This is a genomic window from Arthrobacter celericrescens, assembly GCF_003614925.1.
Taxonomy (GTDB): domain Bacteria; phylum Actinomycetota; class Actinomycetes; order Actinomycetales; family Micrococcaceae; genus Arthrobacter; species Arthrobacter celericrescens.
This window is the reverse complement of record NZ_QYLP01000031.1, coordinates 1-17,388: the sequence shown is the minus strand read 5'-3', so window position 1 is coordinate 17,388 and position 17,388 is coordinate 1. Positions and strand designations below refer to the sequence as shown.

Genomic DNA, 17,388 nt, shown 5'->3' with positions numbered 1-17,388 from the left:
AGCCGACCGTCTATTTGGAGTGCCGGGAGACGTCGACCATCGACGTCGTGCCCGAAACCAACTGTTCGCCTTCAAGTACCTCAGGGTCTGCGAGTGCCACAGTGGAACGGTCACCGCGGTTGCCGGTCTCCGGCAGCGTGAAGTACACGACGAGGCACAATGCGACGACGACGATCATGTAGACAGCGACGAGCATCGGCTGCCCGGCTCCGACAAATGCGGCAGCGATCAGAGGTGCGGTTCCACCAAAGACGGCAATAACGATCTGATGCGCGAAGCCGATGCCTGATACCCGGACGGAGGCCGGGAACAATTCGGCCTGGATGGTCGGATAGACCGACTGCCAGATGCCGAGAACTACCCACCCGGAGGCCGATACCAGGACGTACACCCAGAAGCCCGGTTGGTTGAGGAGCAGGAGCAAGGGGTAGAAGAGAACGATCATGCCGAGGGCGCCGATGATTGGGAAGATTTTTCGCCGGCCGAGTCGATCAGAGAGTGCGCCGCATGTCGGCACGATAACCACGAGCAGGGCCAGCCCGATAACGCTTCCGGCGAGTGTGGACGAGAGGTCCCGGCCGCTGGTGAGTTTGGCGTACGTGGGGAGGAAGGTGGCCCAGGTGTAGTAGGCCACGGCTGGTGCGGAGAGTGCAGCTGCCTGAAGCAGGGCCTTCGGGTGCTCGCGAAGCAGATCCATCAGGCGCGCCGCAGCGGACTTCTGGTCGACAAGGGCTTCTGCTTCGAATTCGGGGGTTTCTTCAGCCCGGGCCCTCAGGATCAGGCCGACAATGCCGAGGAAGCCGCCCACAACGAAGGGGATGCGCCATCCCCATGCGGCGAGATCGGCGGTGGAGAACGATGACGTCACCATCGCTGCGGCGCCCGTAGCTGCCAGGGTTGCAAGGCCACTTGCCATGTTGGTGAAGGAACCGAACAAGCCTCGCCTGTTCGCTGGAGCGTGTTCGACCATGAACGCAATGGCACTTTGGCCCTCGCTGCCCGCCGAAATGCCCTGGATGACGCGGGCAACCAGGAAGAGGACGGGTGCCGCATAGCCGATGCTCGCAAATGATGGCGTAAGGCCGATGATGAGTGAGCCGAGCGCCATCCCGGAGACGGATAGAGTCAGGATGAGCCGCCGTCCAAAACGATCAGCCAGTGGCGAGATAATGATGCCGCTCAGAGGCCGTACAACAAACCCGACGGCGTATGTCAGGAGTGCGGCGATCAGGGATGCGAACGCGGAGTCGCTGGGGAATATCTGCGACGAGAATACCGCTGCGAGCAGGCCGTAGATGTACCAGTCGTACCACTCGACGAAGTGGCCGATCGTGCCTGCAATCAGGTTGAGGGTGCGGCGCGGATGTTTGGACGTTTCGGGACGCCCCGAAGTGTCGGGACTGCCGACTGCTTCTTTTGAGGTCTTCATTGAACTCTCCATGTTTTCACGTTTAGCGCTGTGGTTATAGTGCTGGATCTGGCACCTGGTGTGCGGGGCCGGCCGCCTTTAAATGCGTCCGACCGGTTGACGAAATGCCAGGGGAGGCGGCCGGCGCGGGGCGGGCGGCGTTGCTTGCTCCTAAGCGAACAAAGCTTTCACAATCCTCCGCAGTCCCGAATGAGATCGGTTGCTGAGATCGGTTGCATTCAACGATACGGATGGAATGTGATCTTTGTCAATGTGCAGTAGCGACGCTTCGGCCCCATGCCAACGCCACTCAGAGCCCGTCGCGAGGCTGCATCAATCGAGGGAAAGCGGTGCCTCGTTGTTGAAGTCCTGAAACTGCACGCCGGACCAGGTGCATTCCAGGCGGCCGTAGGTGGCCCAGTAGTCATCCCAGTGTGCGAGTTTCCAGTTGTCGCGCTCCAAAGCACGCCGGATGAGTCGCGAACGCAGGACGTCTTGCGGCACCCGGACCCGTATCACGGTGATCTCGGGAGAGGGCCAGTGGAAGTCATTTGCCGCACGGGTCAGGTAGTCCGGATCGTCAAAATAGGCCCCGAAGGGGGCATCGAGCACTACGGAGCGGCCGAGGCGCAGGTTTACACCTGCCACATCCATAAGAGTCTCGTATTCAAGGGGCAGCAGATTGGCGCGATAGTAATCGTTGGACTCGCGGTCGGTCGGGTCATGCCCGGTGGCGGCCAGGGCGAATTCGACGAAGCGGCCGCTCACCCGGTCCTTGTCCAGGTAGGTCGCTCGATGCTTCTCAGCCGTTTGTTGGGCGATGGTTGTTTTCCCTGAGCCGGCTGGTCCAATGACGATGAAGACCTGGGGGGACATTATCCGCGGGCCTCTGCTACTGCTGCGAGGAAGGCGCGTGCTGCTTCGGTGACGCGAGTGAAGTCCCCGTCGGGCTGCCATGCCTTGGTTACGTAGCTGCCCACGCCGACGCCTGCCACGCCTGCGGCGAACCACTCGCCCACATTTTCCAGTGTGACGCCACCTGCAGGCATGATCGGCAGGTGCGCCAAGGGTGCCAGCACTGCCTTCGCATAGGCCACCCCGCCGGCCTCGGTGGGGAAGAGCTTGAGGATGTCAGCGCCTGCTTCGGCAGACTCAACGAATTCCGTGGGAGTGTAGGCTCCGCTGATGGTTGGCACCTGATAGCGGTTTGCTGTACGGATCATCGTGGGGTTGAGTTGGGGGCTGACGAGGAACTCGGCGCCGGCGCTAATACACTCGTACGCGGAGTGCTCGTCGAGGACGGTTCCAGCCCCGACGGCCACGCCGCTGGGCCCGTGCTTTGCGGCGAGGCGGCGGATCACCCCAACGGCGCCGGGAATCGACAGGGTGATCTCCAATGCCCGGAAGCCACCCTCGATGGCAGCCTCCGCGACTTTCTCGGCAACCTCGGCGCTCTCAAGCCGCACGATGAGGACAGCCCCGGACTCGTCGATGGTCTGCAGGGTACGAAGTTTTTTATACATGGTGGCCTCTCTCTGCCGGGGGGCGTCTTTTCTCCGGCCACCCCGGCTCTATTGATGTTCCGTTGACAAACTCTCCCACCATCCATAGTGTTATTGCAACCGATCTCAGCAACCGATCTCATACAAGGGGGTATTGCGGTTGACTAAAGTACGAACAATCATTCTTGGTGCTTCCCATTGGCATGTCCCGCTCTGCGCACAGGCCATGGCCGAAGAGCACGATATGGTCGCAGTAGGCGACGATGATGTCTCCCGGGTGCAGGTGCAGAAACTGGCCGAGGGTTGGGGAGCGCCGGTTGAAGCAGACTGGCGGAAACTGGTGGATTTACCCGACATCGGACTCGCATATGTGTTTGGTCCCCACGACGGGATGGCAGAAAAGTGCATGGCCCTGATCGAACGCGGCATTCCGTTCGTGGTGGAAAAGCCATTGGGCACCTCCCTCAGCGAGCTTTCTGCAGTGCGACAAGCCGCCGAAGCAGCAGGCGTACCGGCCACGGTGCCCCTGGTACAGCGCGGCGGCCCCACCGAGAAGTGGCTAGCCAAAGCTGGAAAGCCCAGCTACCAGCGCGCCTCATTTATTGCCGGCCCACCGGCCCGGTATCTCGACAACGCCAATCCCTGGATGCTCGACCCCGTCAAGGTCGGAGGAGGCTGCCTGGCCAACCTGGCCCCGCACTTTGTTGACCTGTTCCTAAGGGGCACCGGCGATTCAGAGGTTCAGGTGCAATCCCGGCTCTCATCGGTTCTTCACGGCCAGGATATTGAGGATCACGCGAGCCTTATCCTCACTACGCCCGAGGGCCGCGAAGCCATCGTGGAAGTCGGCTATGCATTCCCGGGCTCGCCGCTGAAGCGGTACTGCAGCTTCACCTCGGTCGGGGAAGCGGGGTTCGCCGCCGTTGATTCTGACGGCACAGCTACTTTCACGTCGACGGACGGCACCACGGAAGTCGACAAGCTTAATGTCGATAGCGACCCACTCTACGATCCGTTTGTCCGAAGTGTCGCCCGGACGCTGGAAGATGGATTCCGGGGCCTGACAACGCTGGCCCAGCTCGAAGATGTCATGCGCCCCATTTGGCGGGCCTATGACGATCAGCACGGAGGAAGAGAACATGCCTGACTTGAGTATCGACGTCGTCGCTAAAGCCGCCGGTGTTCACCGGTCAACGGTCTCCCGGGCGTTCTCGCGCCCGGAGGCGGTGAAGAGTGAAACACGCGAGCACATCCTCCGGGTCGCCGAGGGACTTGGCTACACGATGAGTCCGCTGGCACAAGCGCTCCGTCGAAAGACCAGCACTATCGTTCCGCTGATCGTGCCCGACATTACGAACCCGTTCTTCGCAGAACTGGCCAAGACGATGACACAGGCAGCTGACGAGCGCGGGTACCAGCTCATGCTATGCGTCACCAATGGCGACCCTGCCAAATCTGATGGCTACTTTACGGCCATGCAGGCGATGTATGCCCCGTTCGGAATCGTGGCACCCTCCACAAAGGTGGACACCGAGGCGCTGAAGCGTTTCGCCTTCGGCCACAAGGTTGTGGTGATTGATCGCGTGGAAGGCGACGACTCCGTTCCAACGGTTACCGTCGACAGCCGCAAAGGAATCATGCTGGCGTTGGATCACCTGCACGGTCTGGGGCACACTTCGATCGGATACGTATCCGGTATCGCCGGGACACACACCGCCCAGGACCGGATGGACGCCTATCTGGAGCTCACCGCCCAAAGCGGCAGCACACCTGTGGTGCTCGACAGCGGGTCAGACCTCGATGCGGGCACGCGAGGTGCGGAGCATTTCCTGGCTATGGACAATCCACCCACAGCGATCATTGCGGCCAACGACATGGTGGCTTTCGCGGTGATTTCGGCGCTCGGCCGAAGTGGCCTTCGGGTACCGGAAGACGTGTCGGTCATCGGGTTTGATGGGCTCGCTCTAGGTGCCCGCTTCAACCCACCACTGACAACTGTGCGGCAGCCAATCGCAGACATGGGACACATCGCCATCGAACTGGCTGAAAAGCAAAATGTTGACGGTTCCGTGGACCATATCGTCCTCGAACCCGAACTTCTGGTCCGCGGCTCTACCTCGGAGCTCCGCAAATGAGCGGGGCGCAAGAGCAGAGGCTTCGGCGTCTGCCGGGGCTCCAGCATACGGACCACGTCGGTTTGACGGTTCCCAACCTTGAAGAAGGCATTCGTTTCTTCGTCGACGTTCTTGGCGCTGAAGAGTTATACCGCTCCGAACGCGGGCCAGACGAAGAGTTCATGCCCACGAACTTTGAAGTCCCGGCAGATGCCAAGCTCACGCTCGCCATGTTGCGGCTGCCACCGAATCTCAATATCGAGCTTTTCGAGTGGAGCAGCGGTGAGCGGCGCCAGACGCCACCGAGGCATTGCGACGCGGGAGGGCACCATCTGTGCTTCGTCGTGGATGACGTCGACGAAGCCATTGCCGTGCTGCAGGAAACACCTGGGGTGCGGGTGCTCGGTGAGCGCAAGGAAGTCGCTGGCGATAGCCCGCGCGTGGCCGGCAACCGCTGGACCTATTTCGTAACTCCCTGGGGCCTGCTGATGGAGATCGTGGATCGATCCCGCGTCCCGGCCCCTCCCCGGCTGGTCGGTCCCGTGGACTGGGCAGCAGCGCCACACACTTCAGAAAGGACATAGAACAATGCGGCTAGCTGGTCACACACTCGGCACCCCGAACCACACGGTTCCCCAAGCACTTAGTCTCTTCCGGGCCGCAGGGCTCGATGCGGCAGAAGTCATCTACCAGGACGACTACAAGTCCGGCTTGCCCTTAGGGGACCGGCACTCCGCGGCGGAGGCGCTCAAAGCGTCAGAAGGCGAAGGCATACCCATCGTGGGACTAACGCCGTACACCACCGCCATCAACTCACTGGACGATGCCGAATGGCGCAAAGCCGTCGACGAATTCCGTGGAGCGATAGATACCGCACAACTGCTCGGGGCTGACCGGGTGCGTGTCTACGCCGGCTCCTGGCACCCCGGAGACACCGACCACGCGGCACGGTGGGGGCAACTGCGCAAGGCCTTGGAGACCCTCGCGCCCGAAGCCCATCAAGCTGGCGTCCGCCTTTGCGTGGAGAACCACTTCGGCACGATGACCCAGACCGCAGCGGACACCGCGGCACTCGTCCGGGAAATTGCCCAGCCGTCCGTCCGCGTGCTCTACGACCAGGCCAACCTGACCTTCACGCACGACGAAAGCTACGAAGAAGCCTTCGCTGTCCAGGGCGACCTGATTGGCCACGTTCACGTCAAAGACCTTGTCTTCACCGACCCGACGGCGACCTTCCGAGCCTCGGAGACGGCCAGGGTCAACGCCTCAGAGCGTGCAGTCCGGTCACGTGTGGTTGGAAGCGGCGTTGTACCGTGGTCCCCGATTCTCGCCGCACTGCTGAAGCACGGCTACGACGACGTATTGAGCATCGAACTTGAATACCGCTGGCACCCGCAAGATCTCCCCAGCCCCGAGGATGGATTCCGGGAATCCGCCGCAGTCCTGCGCGCAATGCTCACTGATCTTGCTGAAGTAAGGAACGCCTGATGAACACCAACCGCCTCCGTGTCGGAGTTATCGGCGCCGGCAACATCGCCACGATTGCGCAGCTGCCCACCCTCGTACAGCGGGACGACGTCGAGTTGGCCGCATTGGTTTCCCGGCGCGAAGATCCGAGCAGCCTTGTCCGGCGCTGGGGCTTCAACGCCGCCTACAAGAGTGTGGAGGAGATGCTTTCCGCGCAGAAATTGGATGCAGTGTTCGTGCTGACCCCGCGCTCCGAGCACGCCCACGCCGTCGAGCTTTGCCTCAACCGCGACGTGGACGTGTTCTGCGAGAAACCGCTTGCCCCAGCGACAAATGAGGCAGAACATCTGGCAGACCTCGCCGACGAGCGCGGACGGATACTCATGGTTGACTTCAACCGACGCTACGCGCCCGTCTACACGGCCGGCCGGGAAGCCTTTGGCGAGAAAGGCGCCACCTTCTGCGTTGCCCAGAAGAACCGCCCTGGATCCGAATACCGTGCGACGTTCGAGAACGCCATCCACATGGTCGATCTCCTGCGCTGGTACTGCGGGGGCGAACCTGAGCACGTGGCCGCCCACGCTGCTGGTGAAGATCCTTGGGAAGAAGACGGAATCGCAGCGACCATCCGCTTCAGCACCGGCAACACCGGCGTCCTGATGGCAGCCCGAACAGCGGGAGCATGGAACGAGAAACTGGACGCCTACGGTGACGGGAAGACCGTCGAAGTCAGGGCGCCCGAGACAGTTTCCACCACCATCAACGGCGTCACTACCTCACGGGAACTCAGCGCCGAAGCGTACGGCTGGGCTACTGCGACAGACACCCTCGGATTCTCAGCCGCCGTTCACCATTTCCTGGACCGGGTGGCCGACAGGGCCCAGCCGTTGACTTCAGGCCGCGAAGCGGTACGCACCCAGCGCCTACTGGATCAGATCCTCGCCGCGGCCGGCCTGCCCACAGAAGAGCAAACCGGGCGCGAATGGGCGAGCCACGCAGTCAACGCAAGCTGAACCAGCCCCAGCCGCCAAAGTTGCACAGGTTTCTGATGCGGGCCCTTTGATAATGGTGGCCTGAGCCGGCCTGTCGGATATAGGGAGATGCCACCATGGCTCTACGTCGCCTGCCTCAGCGTGAACTACGAGTGAAGGCAGCCCGGAGAGGGTCATTGCGCGGGCGTCTCACCGCGCTTGCGGGTATCCTGCTGGTTGCTTTCAGCGCGAGAGAAGCGGTCTCGGCGGTGTCGCCACTCCTTGGTCAAATCCGCACGGACCTTCCTTTTGGAACCGTGTCCATAGGCATCCTGGGTATGCTGCCGACTGCCAGCTTCGCATTGATGGGTTTCCTTGCGCTGCCGCTGCTGCGGCGGATCCAGCTGGAGCACCTCCTACTGGTTTCGATCCTGCTGACAACGTTGGGTCAGCTTGGCCGGGCAGTGGGATCGAACGTCCTGGCATTCTTGGTGTTCACGTGCATCGCCATGCTCGGAATTGGTCTGGTCAATGTTGTGGCGCCGCCTCTCTTGATGAAGTACTTTCCCGACAGAATCGGGAGTCTCGCAGCGCTCCACGTCACTCTCCTGGGTGTCAGCACTGCTGTGGCCGCCCAATTTGCCATTCCCTTGGGAACTCTTTACGGCTGGCGGTTTTCCATCGGTATTTGGGCTGCCCTCAGCGCATTTGCTGCGGTCCCCTGGCTGATTCTCCTTGTGGCCAGACGGTCGGTTGCCCGCTCCGGGACCCGGGCAGCAGACGTTAGACAGCCGCCTCCTGCTAACGGGGTCAAGCCTTGGAGATCATCAATTGGCTGGGGCACTGCACTGGTTTTTGCTGGTTGTTCCAGCAATACTTTTGCGGCGCTCACGTGGCTCCCGGTTGTCTTGGTCGACAGAGGAATGAGCCAGGAAACTGCAGGATCCATGCTGGCACTCTATTCAATCCTTGCTTTGCCGGTCGCTTTGATTGTGCCCATGGTTGTTGTAAGAATGTCACGCCCGCTACCTGTGGCCGTCCTGTTTGTCGGCGCCTTCGCCGTAGGTTACGGAGGCATCATCTTCGCGCCACCAGCTTCGGCGGCGGTGTGGGTCGTCTTTGCCGGCCTCGGCCAAGGCGCCTACTCCTTTGCGTTCACCATGATCAATAAGCGAACGCGAACGCAGTCCTGCTCGGGAAGTCTGTCCGCATTTGCCCAAGGAACAGGCTACGCCCTCGCAAGCGTCGGCCCGTTCCTTTTCGCCCTCCTGCACACCCCAGGGGATGGATGGCTGCCCTCCTTCGGCATGCTTGGTGCCTGGCTCGTGGTGCTTGTGGCAGGGGCCATGATGGTCAACAAGCCACGCATGCTTGAGGATCAGCGCCGGTTCCAAAGCCGGCCTTAACACCGGAGTCCCCGATCCCAGGACCCGAAAACATCAGGCCCTAACGCGCCTTTGTAAGGCACCAACGGTTGGTGACACCGAAAAACGCAACCGATCTTATTGAATTTCCGAATTAACTCAAGGAGACATTTTATGAGCACCTCTTACACCTTAGGCCTGACCTTCGCGGAGCCGACATCATGACGACGGCGGCACGGCCTCCGCGCGTCGCCGTGGTGGGAGCGGCCGGATGGGCAGGATCCCGTCATGCCCGGGCATTCACCAAGGTGGGTGCCAACGTCACCCACCTTGTGGAAAAAGACGAGCGGGCACTCCCGCTGGCCCAGGAGCTGGGAGCGCAGGTGGTGCCCAGCGTCCAGGACCTTCGTCCTGAGCACCTCGACCTGGTCGTCGTCGCATTGCCCACCACTCTGCAACCGGCCATCTGTGCCGATCTGCTGAACAGGGGATTCCGGGTGCTGACGGAAAAGCCCGTAGCAGCAGATGCTGAAGGTGCTGCCATCATGGCATCCGCATCGGGAGTGAACCACCGACTCATGGTGGGGTACACACTCCACCAGCATCCCGCCGTCGAACTTCTCTCCCAGTGGGTCAGAGACAACGATGTAATCGCTGTAAACGTTCGATCGGTCGCCCATAAGGAGAGCATCGACTCGTGGCGTGCTGATCCGAAAGAGGGCGGCGTTGCGGTAGTGAATGGCATTCATGCCATCGAACTGGTGTCTTCGTGGTTCGAGGGTGACCCGAAAGTCCTGGCCACCAGCGCGAGCAGCGGCCTATATGGGTCTCCGGTACCGGAACACGTCGTCTCCACGCTCGAGTTCCCCTCTGGAACGGTGTTCACCTTGCAGACCTACTGGTCTCCCTGGCAGGAACCCCAAGGGCTCAACCAAGGGGATTGGAGCCTGACCATCGATGTTGTGACCACTGGTGGTCGGATGCTTTGGTTCAACGATTCCCTCCACAAGTGGGACCGTGACGGCGGACAACACGAGAGAAACTTCGAGCCCTCCGACCTCTTCCTCCGCCAGGCAGAAGCGGCACTGAGGTTCTGCGGGGGTGAAACACCTGCCGTTACCTTCGCCCAGGCGCTCCGTGCGACGGAAATCGCGGATGCAGTCCAGACAGCGGCAGCCTCCGGCACCCGCGCGATGCCAACCCCTTAACATCATCGAAACCCGAACAAACAAACAACGACCTGCCGAACCGAGCAATACTGAATAGGAAACGACCATGATGCCTACACATCACGCTCCGGCCACACGAGCACTGCGCTCGAGCTGCGCCCAGAACGGAGAGAACCGATGAGCCTCAAAGACCAAGTGGTCCTGGTAACCGGGTCAAGCGGAGGGATCGGTGACGCCGCAGTCACCGCACTCATAGCCGCCGGAGCCATGGTCATCGGTGCCGATCGTTCCCCTAAAGAGGACCAGTCCTTGGAGGCGTTTTACCCCCTCGACATCACCTCAGAACAACAATGCGCCACGGTCATACAGGACATCCAAGCCCAACACGGCCGTGTGGATGTCCTCATCCATGCAGCAGGAGTCCTTGGCCCCACCCCCGACATCATGGCGACAACCACCGAAGAGTTCGACTCCATCCTGAGGATCAACGCCACTGCGACTTTCACCATGGTCCGGGAGACCGCAAAATCCATGCTTGAGACCGGCACAGCCGGCGCGATCGTGGTCCTGTCCTCAGTTGCGGCCAAGGAAGCACGCCTCAACTACCTGCCCTACAACGCGAGCAAGCTCGCCGTGCTGCACATCATGTGGTCCTTTGCCGAACTGCTCGGACCAAACGGTATCTCCGTAAACGCGATCGCACCAGGACCGGTGAACACACCCATGTGGGCGCAATTTGCCCGGGACTCCGGACCTGACGCGGCAGCCAATCGAGCGAAGCGGGCAGCACAACTGCCGATGCGCCGGTTCGCCGAACCCGACGAAGTCGCCCGGGCCATCCTGTTCCTTTCTGACCCCGCCAACCGCTACATCACCGGAGTGTCACTCGATGTGGCCGGCGGGGCACATCTGGGAATCGGAACCTGAAACACCCGACGAGGCCTATCCTTGGCTGGTCGTGGTGTTGTGCCCGTGCCCCACTCAACCGAATATCAGCGCTTCAGGGCTGCTTTCATCCCGAAGACAATTCAGGGAACAGTGATGTGTCCCTGAAATATGAAGGAGACACTCAATGCGCCATCATCACACTGCCCTGCACGTTACGGATATGGACCGCAGCGAGCGCTTTTATGTGGATGGCCTCGGACTAACGCGTTTGGATGCGTGGACGTCGGGGCCATACATCGGAGAACTCTATGGCCGGCCCAACGTCAAGGTGAGAGCCATGCTTCTCGCCACCAGTGACGGATCTTTTCGCCTGGAACTCGCCCATGCCGAGCCGCTCCTGCCGGCCGTCAACCCATCAGAGGCGCAGCCAGGCACGGCTCATCTTGCTTTTACAGATATTGACGTCCGAGAGGTTTACGCCAAGATGACAGCGCTTGGTTACAGCGCTGTATCGGAACCTGTTGCTCCGACCTCAGGCCCCATTGCAGGCGGGTGGCTGGTTTACTTGCTCGACCCTGACGGAAATCGCGTAGAGCTGATTCAGCCGCCAGACTGGCGCCCGAGCGCGGACTCGTAGTTCGCTTAGGTTGCGACGGCAGCCACTGTAAGTTGAGGTCGAGTCTTCTCGACGCCGTGGGTGGGCAGGTTGCATCCTGCCCACCCACATTGCATTTAAGGTCGCAGAACGACGCAAGCGTAAAACATCCTTGGAGCCTGCGCATGACCCGGCAGAAGCCGGGCAAGAAACACAGGCCAGGGCTGCCCGGCCCCCGGGGCGTCAATGGCGGCATTGTTGTTTTGCCTGTAACAGAGAAAAGGCGCCCATGGCGGAGCCGTCATTCAGGTGCAATTGATTTATGTGGGCGGAACGCCGTTGCGTTGTGTCCATGAGCGCGCCTGCTAAGAGAGTGTCCCGTGGTGGCAGTTGCTAGAGAGCGGCAGGAAGGCCCCGTGGGCCGTCGGTGACGGTCACGGGGCCTTCCACGTGAACAGTGTGGCTTGCTTTCAGCTACCCCTTGACACCACCGGAGGTCATGCCGGCCACAAACCAGCGCTGGAATGCCAGGAAGATTGAGAGAACAGGGATGAAGGCAACGACGATGAATGCGGCGAAGAGTCCCCAGAAGCTACCGAAGCCGGTGGTTATGTATCGCACTATGCCGTTTTGCACGGTCTTCATGTCTTCTGTGGTGGCGAGGACCGTGCCGACGAGGAAGTCGTTCCAAACGAACACGAAGATGAAGATGGCCACGGCAGCGATACCAGGACGGATGAGCGGAAGGATGATTCGCCACAAGATCTGGATCCGCGAGCAGCCGTCGATGGCTGCCGCTTCTTCGATTTCGACGGGGATATTCTCGATGAAATTACGCAAGAACAGGATGGTCTGTCCACAGATGATTGCCGTGTAGACGATGATCATCATGGGGTAAGTGTTGATCAACGCGGTTTTGACGAACATCGAGTACAGCGCGATAAAGACTACGATGGCCGGGACCATGGACAGGACCAGAATCCCCGTCATCAGAGTTTCCATGCGGCGGCTCCGATACCTCGTGGCCACATATGCTGCAGGGATACAGATGGCCAGAGCGAGGACGATAGAGCCGCCGGCATAGATGAGGGAGTTCACGAAGAATCTGATGTTGGTCGAGGTCAGAAGACCGACATAGCCCTCGGATGAGAATGGGGCCGGTATCCATCTTGGCGGGAATTCCAGTGTGCCTGAACCGGTCTTGAGTGACGTGGACACGATCCATGCGACCGGCGGGAGTACGACCGCTGCGGACAGGATGATGTACGCCCAGGCAGGGACTGCCCGGATGAAACTGCCCAAGCGCCGCTGGCGGGGGGTTGTGATGCTCACAGGCTTTCCTTCCGTCGGAAGCGAATGGCGACGAGGGTCAGGACGATGTTGACAGCGAAAAGCAGGATTGCTGTTGCTGATGCTCCGGAGAGATCAAACTTGTCGAACATCTGGTTGTAGACCCGCATGGACAGGGTTTCTGTAGACCCTATGGGGCCTCCTCTTGTGGTGACGAGGATGATGGTGACCATCTGCACATACAGCATCAGAAGGACGACCACAACGGAGACGATGGTGTTGCGCAAGTAGGGCAGCGTGATGTTCACGAACTGGTGCCGGATGCCGCCGCCGTCCATTTTGAGGCTTTCGCGGAGCTCCTCAGGAATCGTTTGGAGGGCGCCCAAGAAGAGGAGCATGGCTTGCGGGTAGGACCACCAGGCTGTCATCAGTGTTACTGCAACCAGCGCACTGGTCGGTGTTGAGAATACGTCAGTGGGGCCGAACCCGAGGGACTTGGTGATCGCAGAAGCTGGACCATAGTTGGGGTTGAGGAACCAGAGCCAGATTGTTCCTGCAGTGGCCTGTGACATCAGCCAGGGAAGGAGGAAGAGGCTCCGGACCGAACGCTTGAAGCGGTGAAGGTTGTTGAGCACGATTGCAGAAAGCAGCCCCGCCGGCAAAGCGATGACCAAGGCACCTAGCGAGAACACCAAGGTTGTCCATATGCGGCTCGGCAGGTCGGAGTCGGAAAACAGTCGGACAAAGGAATTCAGACCCGAGAATTTGCCGATCTGGTAATACGACGTCTCGTGCAGGGCTGTCCACGCTGTGTAGATGAGCGGCCCCACAAAAACAAAGAGGAAGACGGCGCTGACCGGGAGGACGTAGAGCCATACCATTCGATCCCTACGCACCCGGCGAAAAGTCTGGGTGCCTAAGGGCGACGTTGCGGTCTTGCGTGGGCTGCGGGTGGGGCTTTTGGTTGACATTATCTGTCCCTTCCAGGGGGAGCCTGATTTCTCAGGCTCCCCCTATTTCGGGCGGCTACTTCTTGTTGGCCGCGTCCTGGGCGGAACGAATAAAGTCGTTGCCTGATGAACCGTTGAGAGTCAGTTTCTGCCCGGCCTGGGAGAGGCCAGTGGCAAGCGCGGTCCATGTGTTGGAATACGTGCGTGGTTCACTGTTGGTCTTGACGTAGGCTGCGATGTCGTTGACGGTCTTTGCCTCTGGAGTGGAGAAGAACGGTTGCTGGTAGGTGGCGGCACGGGTGGGTACCTCACCGCCGGTTGCCATCAGTGCACCGGCTTCCGGCCCGGTCATGTACTCGATAAACTTCCAGGCGGCCTCGGTGTTCTTACTGCCGTTGCCGATGCCCAGGGTCCACCCAATCGTGGTACCTGTCGTGTCGCCGGTACTCGCCTTCGGCAGGGCCGTCCACTTGAGGTCCTTGTTCTGCGAGCCGAAGGAAACCGCTCGTTCTGTGCCCAAGACCGCCATCGCGACAGTGCCGCTCGCCATGCCGTCAGCTACCGTTCCGTACGTGTCAGAAACGACGTTGCTACCAAGAGCCTTTGCATCCCTGAGCTTGGCCAGGAAGTCACCAAACTCGTTGCCTTTGGCCGTCGCGAAATCAGCTTGACCATCCTTGTTCCAGATTTCCTGATCCACCTGGGACATGAAGCAGTTAAAGAATGTGCTGATGATGGCCGAGTTGTCCGTGTCCGAGAAGCCGGTCCCGAAGCCGGTATAACCAGCGGCAGCAGCTTTCTTGGCAACTTCGACTACTTGGTCGTACGTGGTGGGAACTGTCGCGCCGATTTGGTTGAGGATCTTTTCGTTGTAGTAGAGGGCGCAGGTTCGGTATTCATACGGCACGGCAACCGGTTTGCCGTCGGGGCCCGCAAGGGTGTCGGTGGGTCGCAGCCAGTCGGTGACCTTCGAAGCAGCATCAGGCAGCGGGGAGTAGACGCCGGCAGATGCCATCTGGGGAACGACTGGAGTGAACATCTTGAAGACGTCAGGGGCCTGGCCTGCTGCCGCGGCCTGAGGCAGTCTGTTCAACATGTCGCCGAGCGAAACAACGGAGAGGTTGATCTTGATGTCCGGGTTGGCCGCCTCAAACTTGGCAATGTTTTCCTTCAGTGCCTTTGAACGCGGATTAGCCTGGCTGGGATCGAGGAAGTCCCAGTAGTTCAGAGTCACGGGACCTTTGGGTTCTGAAGCTGACGGTGAACAGCCACTGAGGGCAAGGCCGGCCACAACGGCTGTTACGAGCGCCAAGCCCCATCGCTTTTTGATCATTAATTTCTCCTGTGAATGGGTGTGCTGAAGTGGGAGCATGCCGTGCTCAAGCGACGCGTGCTAAATGCGGGACACCGACGGTGCGAAGAAGCTGATTGGTCATCGAGTCTCTCCCTTGAGATCGGTTGCATTTCTTGGAACCTTGCAGTGAGATCGGTTGCTGAGATCGGTTGCAATAAATGTAGAGCCGTTGAGTTGCCCTGTCAAGGGATGATGTGATGTGGGTTATATGCTGGTGAACTTCGCAATGACTCGGACGATGTGCCGCCTTGGGGAGCCCGTCCACATCGGACAGGGATATCGCCGCCTAACTCGTGCCTGCGATGATCCCGATGAGCCTTCGGATGTGATGGCGAGTCGTTGAACCGGTCATCAAACGAGGCCGTCCACCCTCGGATCGGGCTAATGCTACTACGCGCAATCGGCGGGCCAGTTCGTGGAGGAGGGCGCGGATTTGATCGGCGTTGAGTTCTCCGCCGCTCATGCGGTGGCCAGGCTGCGTTCGCGGATGAAGACGTTCATGGCGGCGATTTCTTCCGGTGTTTCGGACATGGTGAGTTGCTTCATGGGTTCTCGGACGTGCCGGTAGGACTCGGCATCCATGCGGTGTCGAGGGGTTTGATGCGCCTGGTCCAAGAAGGGGCGGGTTGGCCGAGACGGTGTGCGGTGTAGTTGGTGATACCGGCAAGGGCGGCTGACCAATGCGGGTCTTTGAGGCGGGGGCTGCGCTGCAGGAGTGGTTTGCCGGCTTTGAGGGATGCGGTGGCGTAGTCGGCGAGCATCTTGATGGCGAACTCGAAGTCGCGGTTGGCGAGCAGTTCCGTGAAGGTTTGGGCGTAGTCACGTCGTGCAGGGTCGTAGTCCCTGCCGCGGGGGATAGGGTCCGTGGCTTCAAGCGACAGTCCAAGGGCAGCCAGGATGGCAAGGGTTTTGCCGAGTTCGGCCCGTTCGTGGCCGGCTTCGAGGTCGATGAGGAATTTCCGTGAGACACCGGCCCTGTCGGCAAGGGCCTGCTGGGACAGCGCGCGATCCTGGCGCCGGGCACGGATGATCGCGCCAATGTCAGTGGGCGTCTTGATGTTGGTTTTGGGTGTAATAGCGCCCCTCCTTAAGCTCGCCATTATGTCACCGAACGGTGACACGTGCATGCCTTCCGCGTGGGGACGTGTTTTGGACGGCCGGTCATGCAGCGCGCGGACGGATGTGCGATGAACAGCGAGAAAGGTCAGCGGCGATCGGGGGAGGGTGGTACGGATGCTCGGCGGGTACGCCAAGCTCGGGTTCGGCGAAGTCCGCACCTGGCATTCCTGCCGCGACCGGCACCGGCCGGGCCCGTGCTTCTCGGCTGTCTCCTTCATCCACTTCACGGCGCAAAGAGAGGTGTGCACAATGTGCACACCTCGCCTGTCGGACTGGGCCGTACATCGGCCGGACTGGCCCGGATTGGCGATGTTTTCGGGAGTCCCCAGTGTTTCCGCGACCTGGAACCCGGTTCGAGTCCCACCTCGGGCACGTGTTTTCCCAGCTCAGGGGCCTGTTGGTCGCTGAGTGTGGACAAATTGTTCACGGATTAGGCCCCTTCGGGGGCCTTTTTCGTTGGCGGGGCGCCTCGCTTTCCTGGGCTGGTTGGGAGTTCTGTGACCTTGTACCTCTTCATGAAAGATGTGGGTTCGAGCTACATGACTTCCTGGCTAATTGGTGATTGTGGTTCGCGACTGGGCACCATCGCGACTGCGTCGCGGTTTAAAGCGATGGCCCGGTGTTGGTCAGATTTCGGGCATCGTTCTGATCTGGGAGCCAACGCCAGCCTGAGGGGCCGGCACGCAATTTGGGGTGCTGGGGGACATCCAAAACTTCGCGAGGAACCAAGCGACGCAGGCGCGCCGAATGGTTTGGATTGTGAGCGGCGCGAGCGCCCTGGTTGCGCGCAGGACCTGCCCGGCGACCATGATGCGTCAGAACGAGGGGCAGCGTGGACGCCGCGTGGTGTCCGTCTTTCGTGGGTGGGATCTCGGGTCCCTTCATGTCCAGTCATTGGGGATTGCCGCTGACTGGCTGCACATAAATGCAGCAGGACTCTTCCCGAGGACAGTTCCTTCCGCCACTGAGATGGTAGGAGTCGCTTGACTTGCGTCAGGTCGGTTGGTTCTTTAGCGTGACCCGAACTGGACGCCATCACTTTGAGGTGTTTGGTTCACTTGCTCAGTCGAGCGGGAGAAGACTAAGAGATTGGGGATCTTAGATGATTTACGGGGGTGTCAAGTTTTCTGTGTAAGGGACCGGTCGGTTGTCCGGTCTGCCTGATGGTCAGATCGGGAGTCTGTTGGGGAATTGGAT

16 protein-coding genes are annotated in these 17,388 nt (G+C 60.5%); 9 read left to right on the top strand and 7 right to left on the bottom strand.

What is annotated here, in order from left to right; genetic code table 11:
• Nucleotides 1-10: 10 nt before the first annotated feature.
• From D3654_RS06810 to D3654_RS06800, 3 genes are all read right to left on the bottom strand, one after another.
• The gene (locus D3654_RS06810) at nucleotides 11-1,429 is read right to left on the bottom strand and encodes an MFS transporter (RefSeq protein ID WP_120520763.1); all 1,419 of its coding nucleotides are present in this window, start codon (nucleotides 1,427-1,429) and stop codon (nucleotides 11-13) included.
• A gap of 312 nt (nucleotides 1,430-1,741) precedes the next feature.
• Complete coding sequence (locus D3654_RS06805; RefSeq protein ID WP_120520762.1) at nucleotides 1,742-2,284, bottom strand: P-loop nucleotide/nucleoside kinase family protein; 543 nt, start codon at nucleotides 2,282-2,284, stop codon at nucleotides 1,742-1,744.
• Entirely contained in the window at nucleotides 2,284-2,931 is a 648-nt protein-coding gene (locus D3654_RS06800; RefSeq protein ID WP_120520761.1) for a bifunctional 4-hydroxy-2-oxoglutarate aldolase/2-dehydro-3-deoxy-phosphogluconate aldolase, read from the bottom strand. Before D3654_RS06800 ends, D3654_RS06805 begins: the two co-directional genes overlap by 1 nt.
• Nucleotides 2,932-3,136: 205 nt before the next feature.
• On the opposite strand from D3654_RS06800, the gene D3654_RS06795 reads away from it, so the two are divergent.
• The 9 genes from D3654_RS06795 (at nucleotide 3,137) to D3654_RS06755 (ending at nucleotide 11,520) form a co-directional block, all read left to right on the top strand.
• Nucleotides 3,137-4,057: a Gfo/Idh/MocA family protein gene (locus tag D3654_RS06795; protein ID WP_120520760.1), complete on the top strand. Its 921-nt coding sequence runs from the start codon at nucleotides 3,137-3,139 to the stop codon at nucleotides 4,055-4,057.
• Nucleotides 4,023-5,045 (top strand): LacI family DNA-binding transcriptional regulator, encoded by a 1,023-nt coding sequence (locus tag D3654_RS06790; RefSeq protein ID WP_245413122.1) that lies wholly within the window; start codon nucleotides 4,023-4,025, stop codon nucleotides 5,043-5,045. The genes D3654_RS06795 and D3654_RS06790 overlap by 35 nt, the downstream gene beginning before the upstream one ends.
• On the top strand, nucleotides 5,042-5,608 hold the full coding sequence (locus D3654_RS06785) for a VOC family protein (protein WP_120520758.1): 567 nt from the start codon (nucleotides 5,042-5,044) through the stop codon (nucleotides 5,606-5,608). Before D3654_RS06790 ends, D3654_RS06785 begins: the two co-directional genes overlap by 4 nt.
• Before the next feature lie 4 nt (nucleotides 5,609-5,612).
• Complete coding sequence (locus D3654_RS06780) at nucleotides 5,613-6,512, top strand: sugar phosphate isomerase/epimerase family protein (RefSeq protein WP_120520757.1); 900 nt, start codon at nucleotides 5,613-5,615, stop codon at nucleotides 6,510-6,512.
• Complete coding sequence (locus D3654_RS06775) at nucleotides 6,512-7,504, top strand: Gfo/Idh/MocA family protein (RefSeq protein ID WP_120520756.1); 993 nt, start codon at nucleotides 6,512-6,514, stop codon at nucleotides 7,502-7,504. The genes D3654_RS06780 and D3654_RS06775 overlap by 1 nt, the downstream gene beginning before the upstream one ends.
• 95 nt (nucleotides 7,505-7,599) lie before the next feature.
• A complete protein-coding gene (locus D3654_RS06770; protein ID WP_245413121.1) occupies nucleotides 7,600-8,868 on the top strand; it encodes an MFS transporter in 1,269 nt (422 codons plus the stop codon).
• A 179-nt stretch (nucleotides 8,869-9,047) separates the two neighbouring features.
• Nucleotides 9,048-10,034, top strand: a complete 987-nt coding sequence (locus D3654_RS06765; protein ID WP_120520754.1) for a Gfo/Idh/MocA family protein — start codon at nucleotides 9,048-9,050, stop codon at nucleotides 10,032-10,034.
• A gap of 138 nt (nucleotides 10,035-10,172) precedes the next feature.
• Entirely contained in the window at nucleotides 10,173-10,922 is a 750-nt protein-coding gene (locus D3654_RS06760; RefSeq protein ID WP_120520753.1) for an SDR family NAD(P)-dependent oxidoreductase, read from the top strand.
• A gap of 145 nt (nucleotides 10,923-11,067) precedes the next feature.
• Nucleotides 11,068-11,520 carry a VOC family protein gene (locus D3654_RS06755; RefSeq protein ID WP_120520752.1) on the top strand — a complete coding sequence of 151 codons (453 nt, stop codon included), beginning with the start codon at nucleotides 11,068-11,070 and terminating at the stop codon, nucleotides 11,518-11,520.
• Nucleotides 11,521-11,952: 432 nt separating this feature from the next.
• On the opposite strand, the gene D3654_RS06750 is transcribed toward D3654_RS06755, so the two are convergent.
• The 4 genes from D3654_RS06750 to D3654_RS06735 all read right to left on the bottom strand — a co-directional run bounded on the left by D3654_RS06750 (nucleotide 11,953) and on the right by D3654_RS06735 (nucleotide 16,172).
• Nucleotides 11,953-12,810, bottom strand: coding sequence for a carbohydrate ABC transporter permease (locus tag D3654_RS06750; RefSeq protein ID WP_120520751.1), 858 nt, complete (start codon nucleotides 12,808-12,810; stop codon nucleotides 11,953-11,955).
• Nucleotides 12,807-13,649 carry a carbohydrate ABC transporter permease gene (locus tag D3654_RS06745; RefSeq protein WP_120520750.1) on the bottom strand — a complete coding sequence of 281 codons (843 nt, stop codon included), beginning with the start codon at nucleotides 13,647-13,649 and terminating at the stop codon, nucleotides 12,807-12,809. The genes D3654_RS06750 and D3654_RS06745 overlap by 4 nt, the downstream gene beginning before the upstream one ends.
• Before the next feature lie 145 nt (nucleotides 13,650-13,794).
• Nucleotides 13,795-14,952 (bottom strand): ABC transporter substrate-binding protein, encoded by a 1,158-nt coding sequence (locus tag D3654_RS06740; protein ID WP_245413120.1) that lies wholly within the window; start codon nucleotides 14,950-14,952, stop codon nucleotides 13,795-13,797.
• 662 nt (nucleotides 14,953-15,614) lie between these two features.
• Nucleotides 15,615-16,172 (bottom strand): helix-turn-helix transcriptional regulator, encoded by a 558-nt coding sequence (locus D3654_RS06735; protein ID WP_120520748.1) that lies wholly within the window; start codon nucleotides 16,170-16,172, stop codon nucleotides 15,615-15,617.
• Nucleotides 16,173-17,388 lie beyond the last annotated feature (1,216 nt).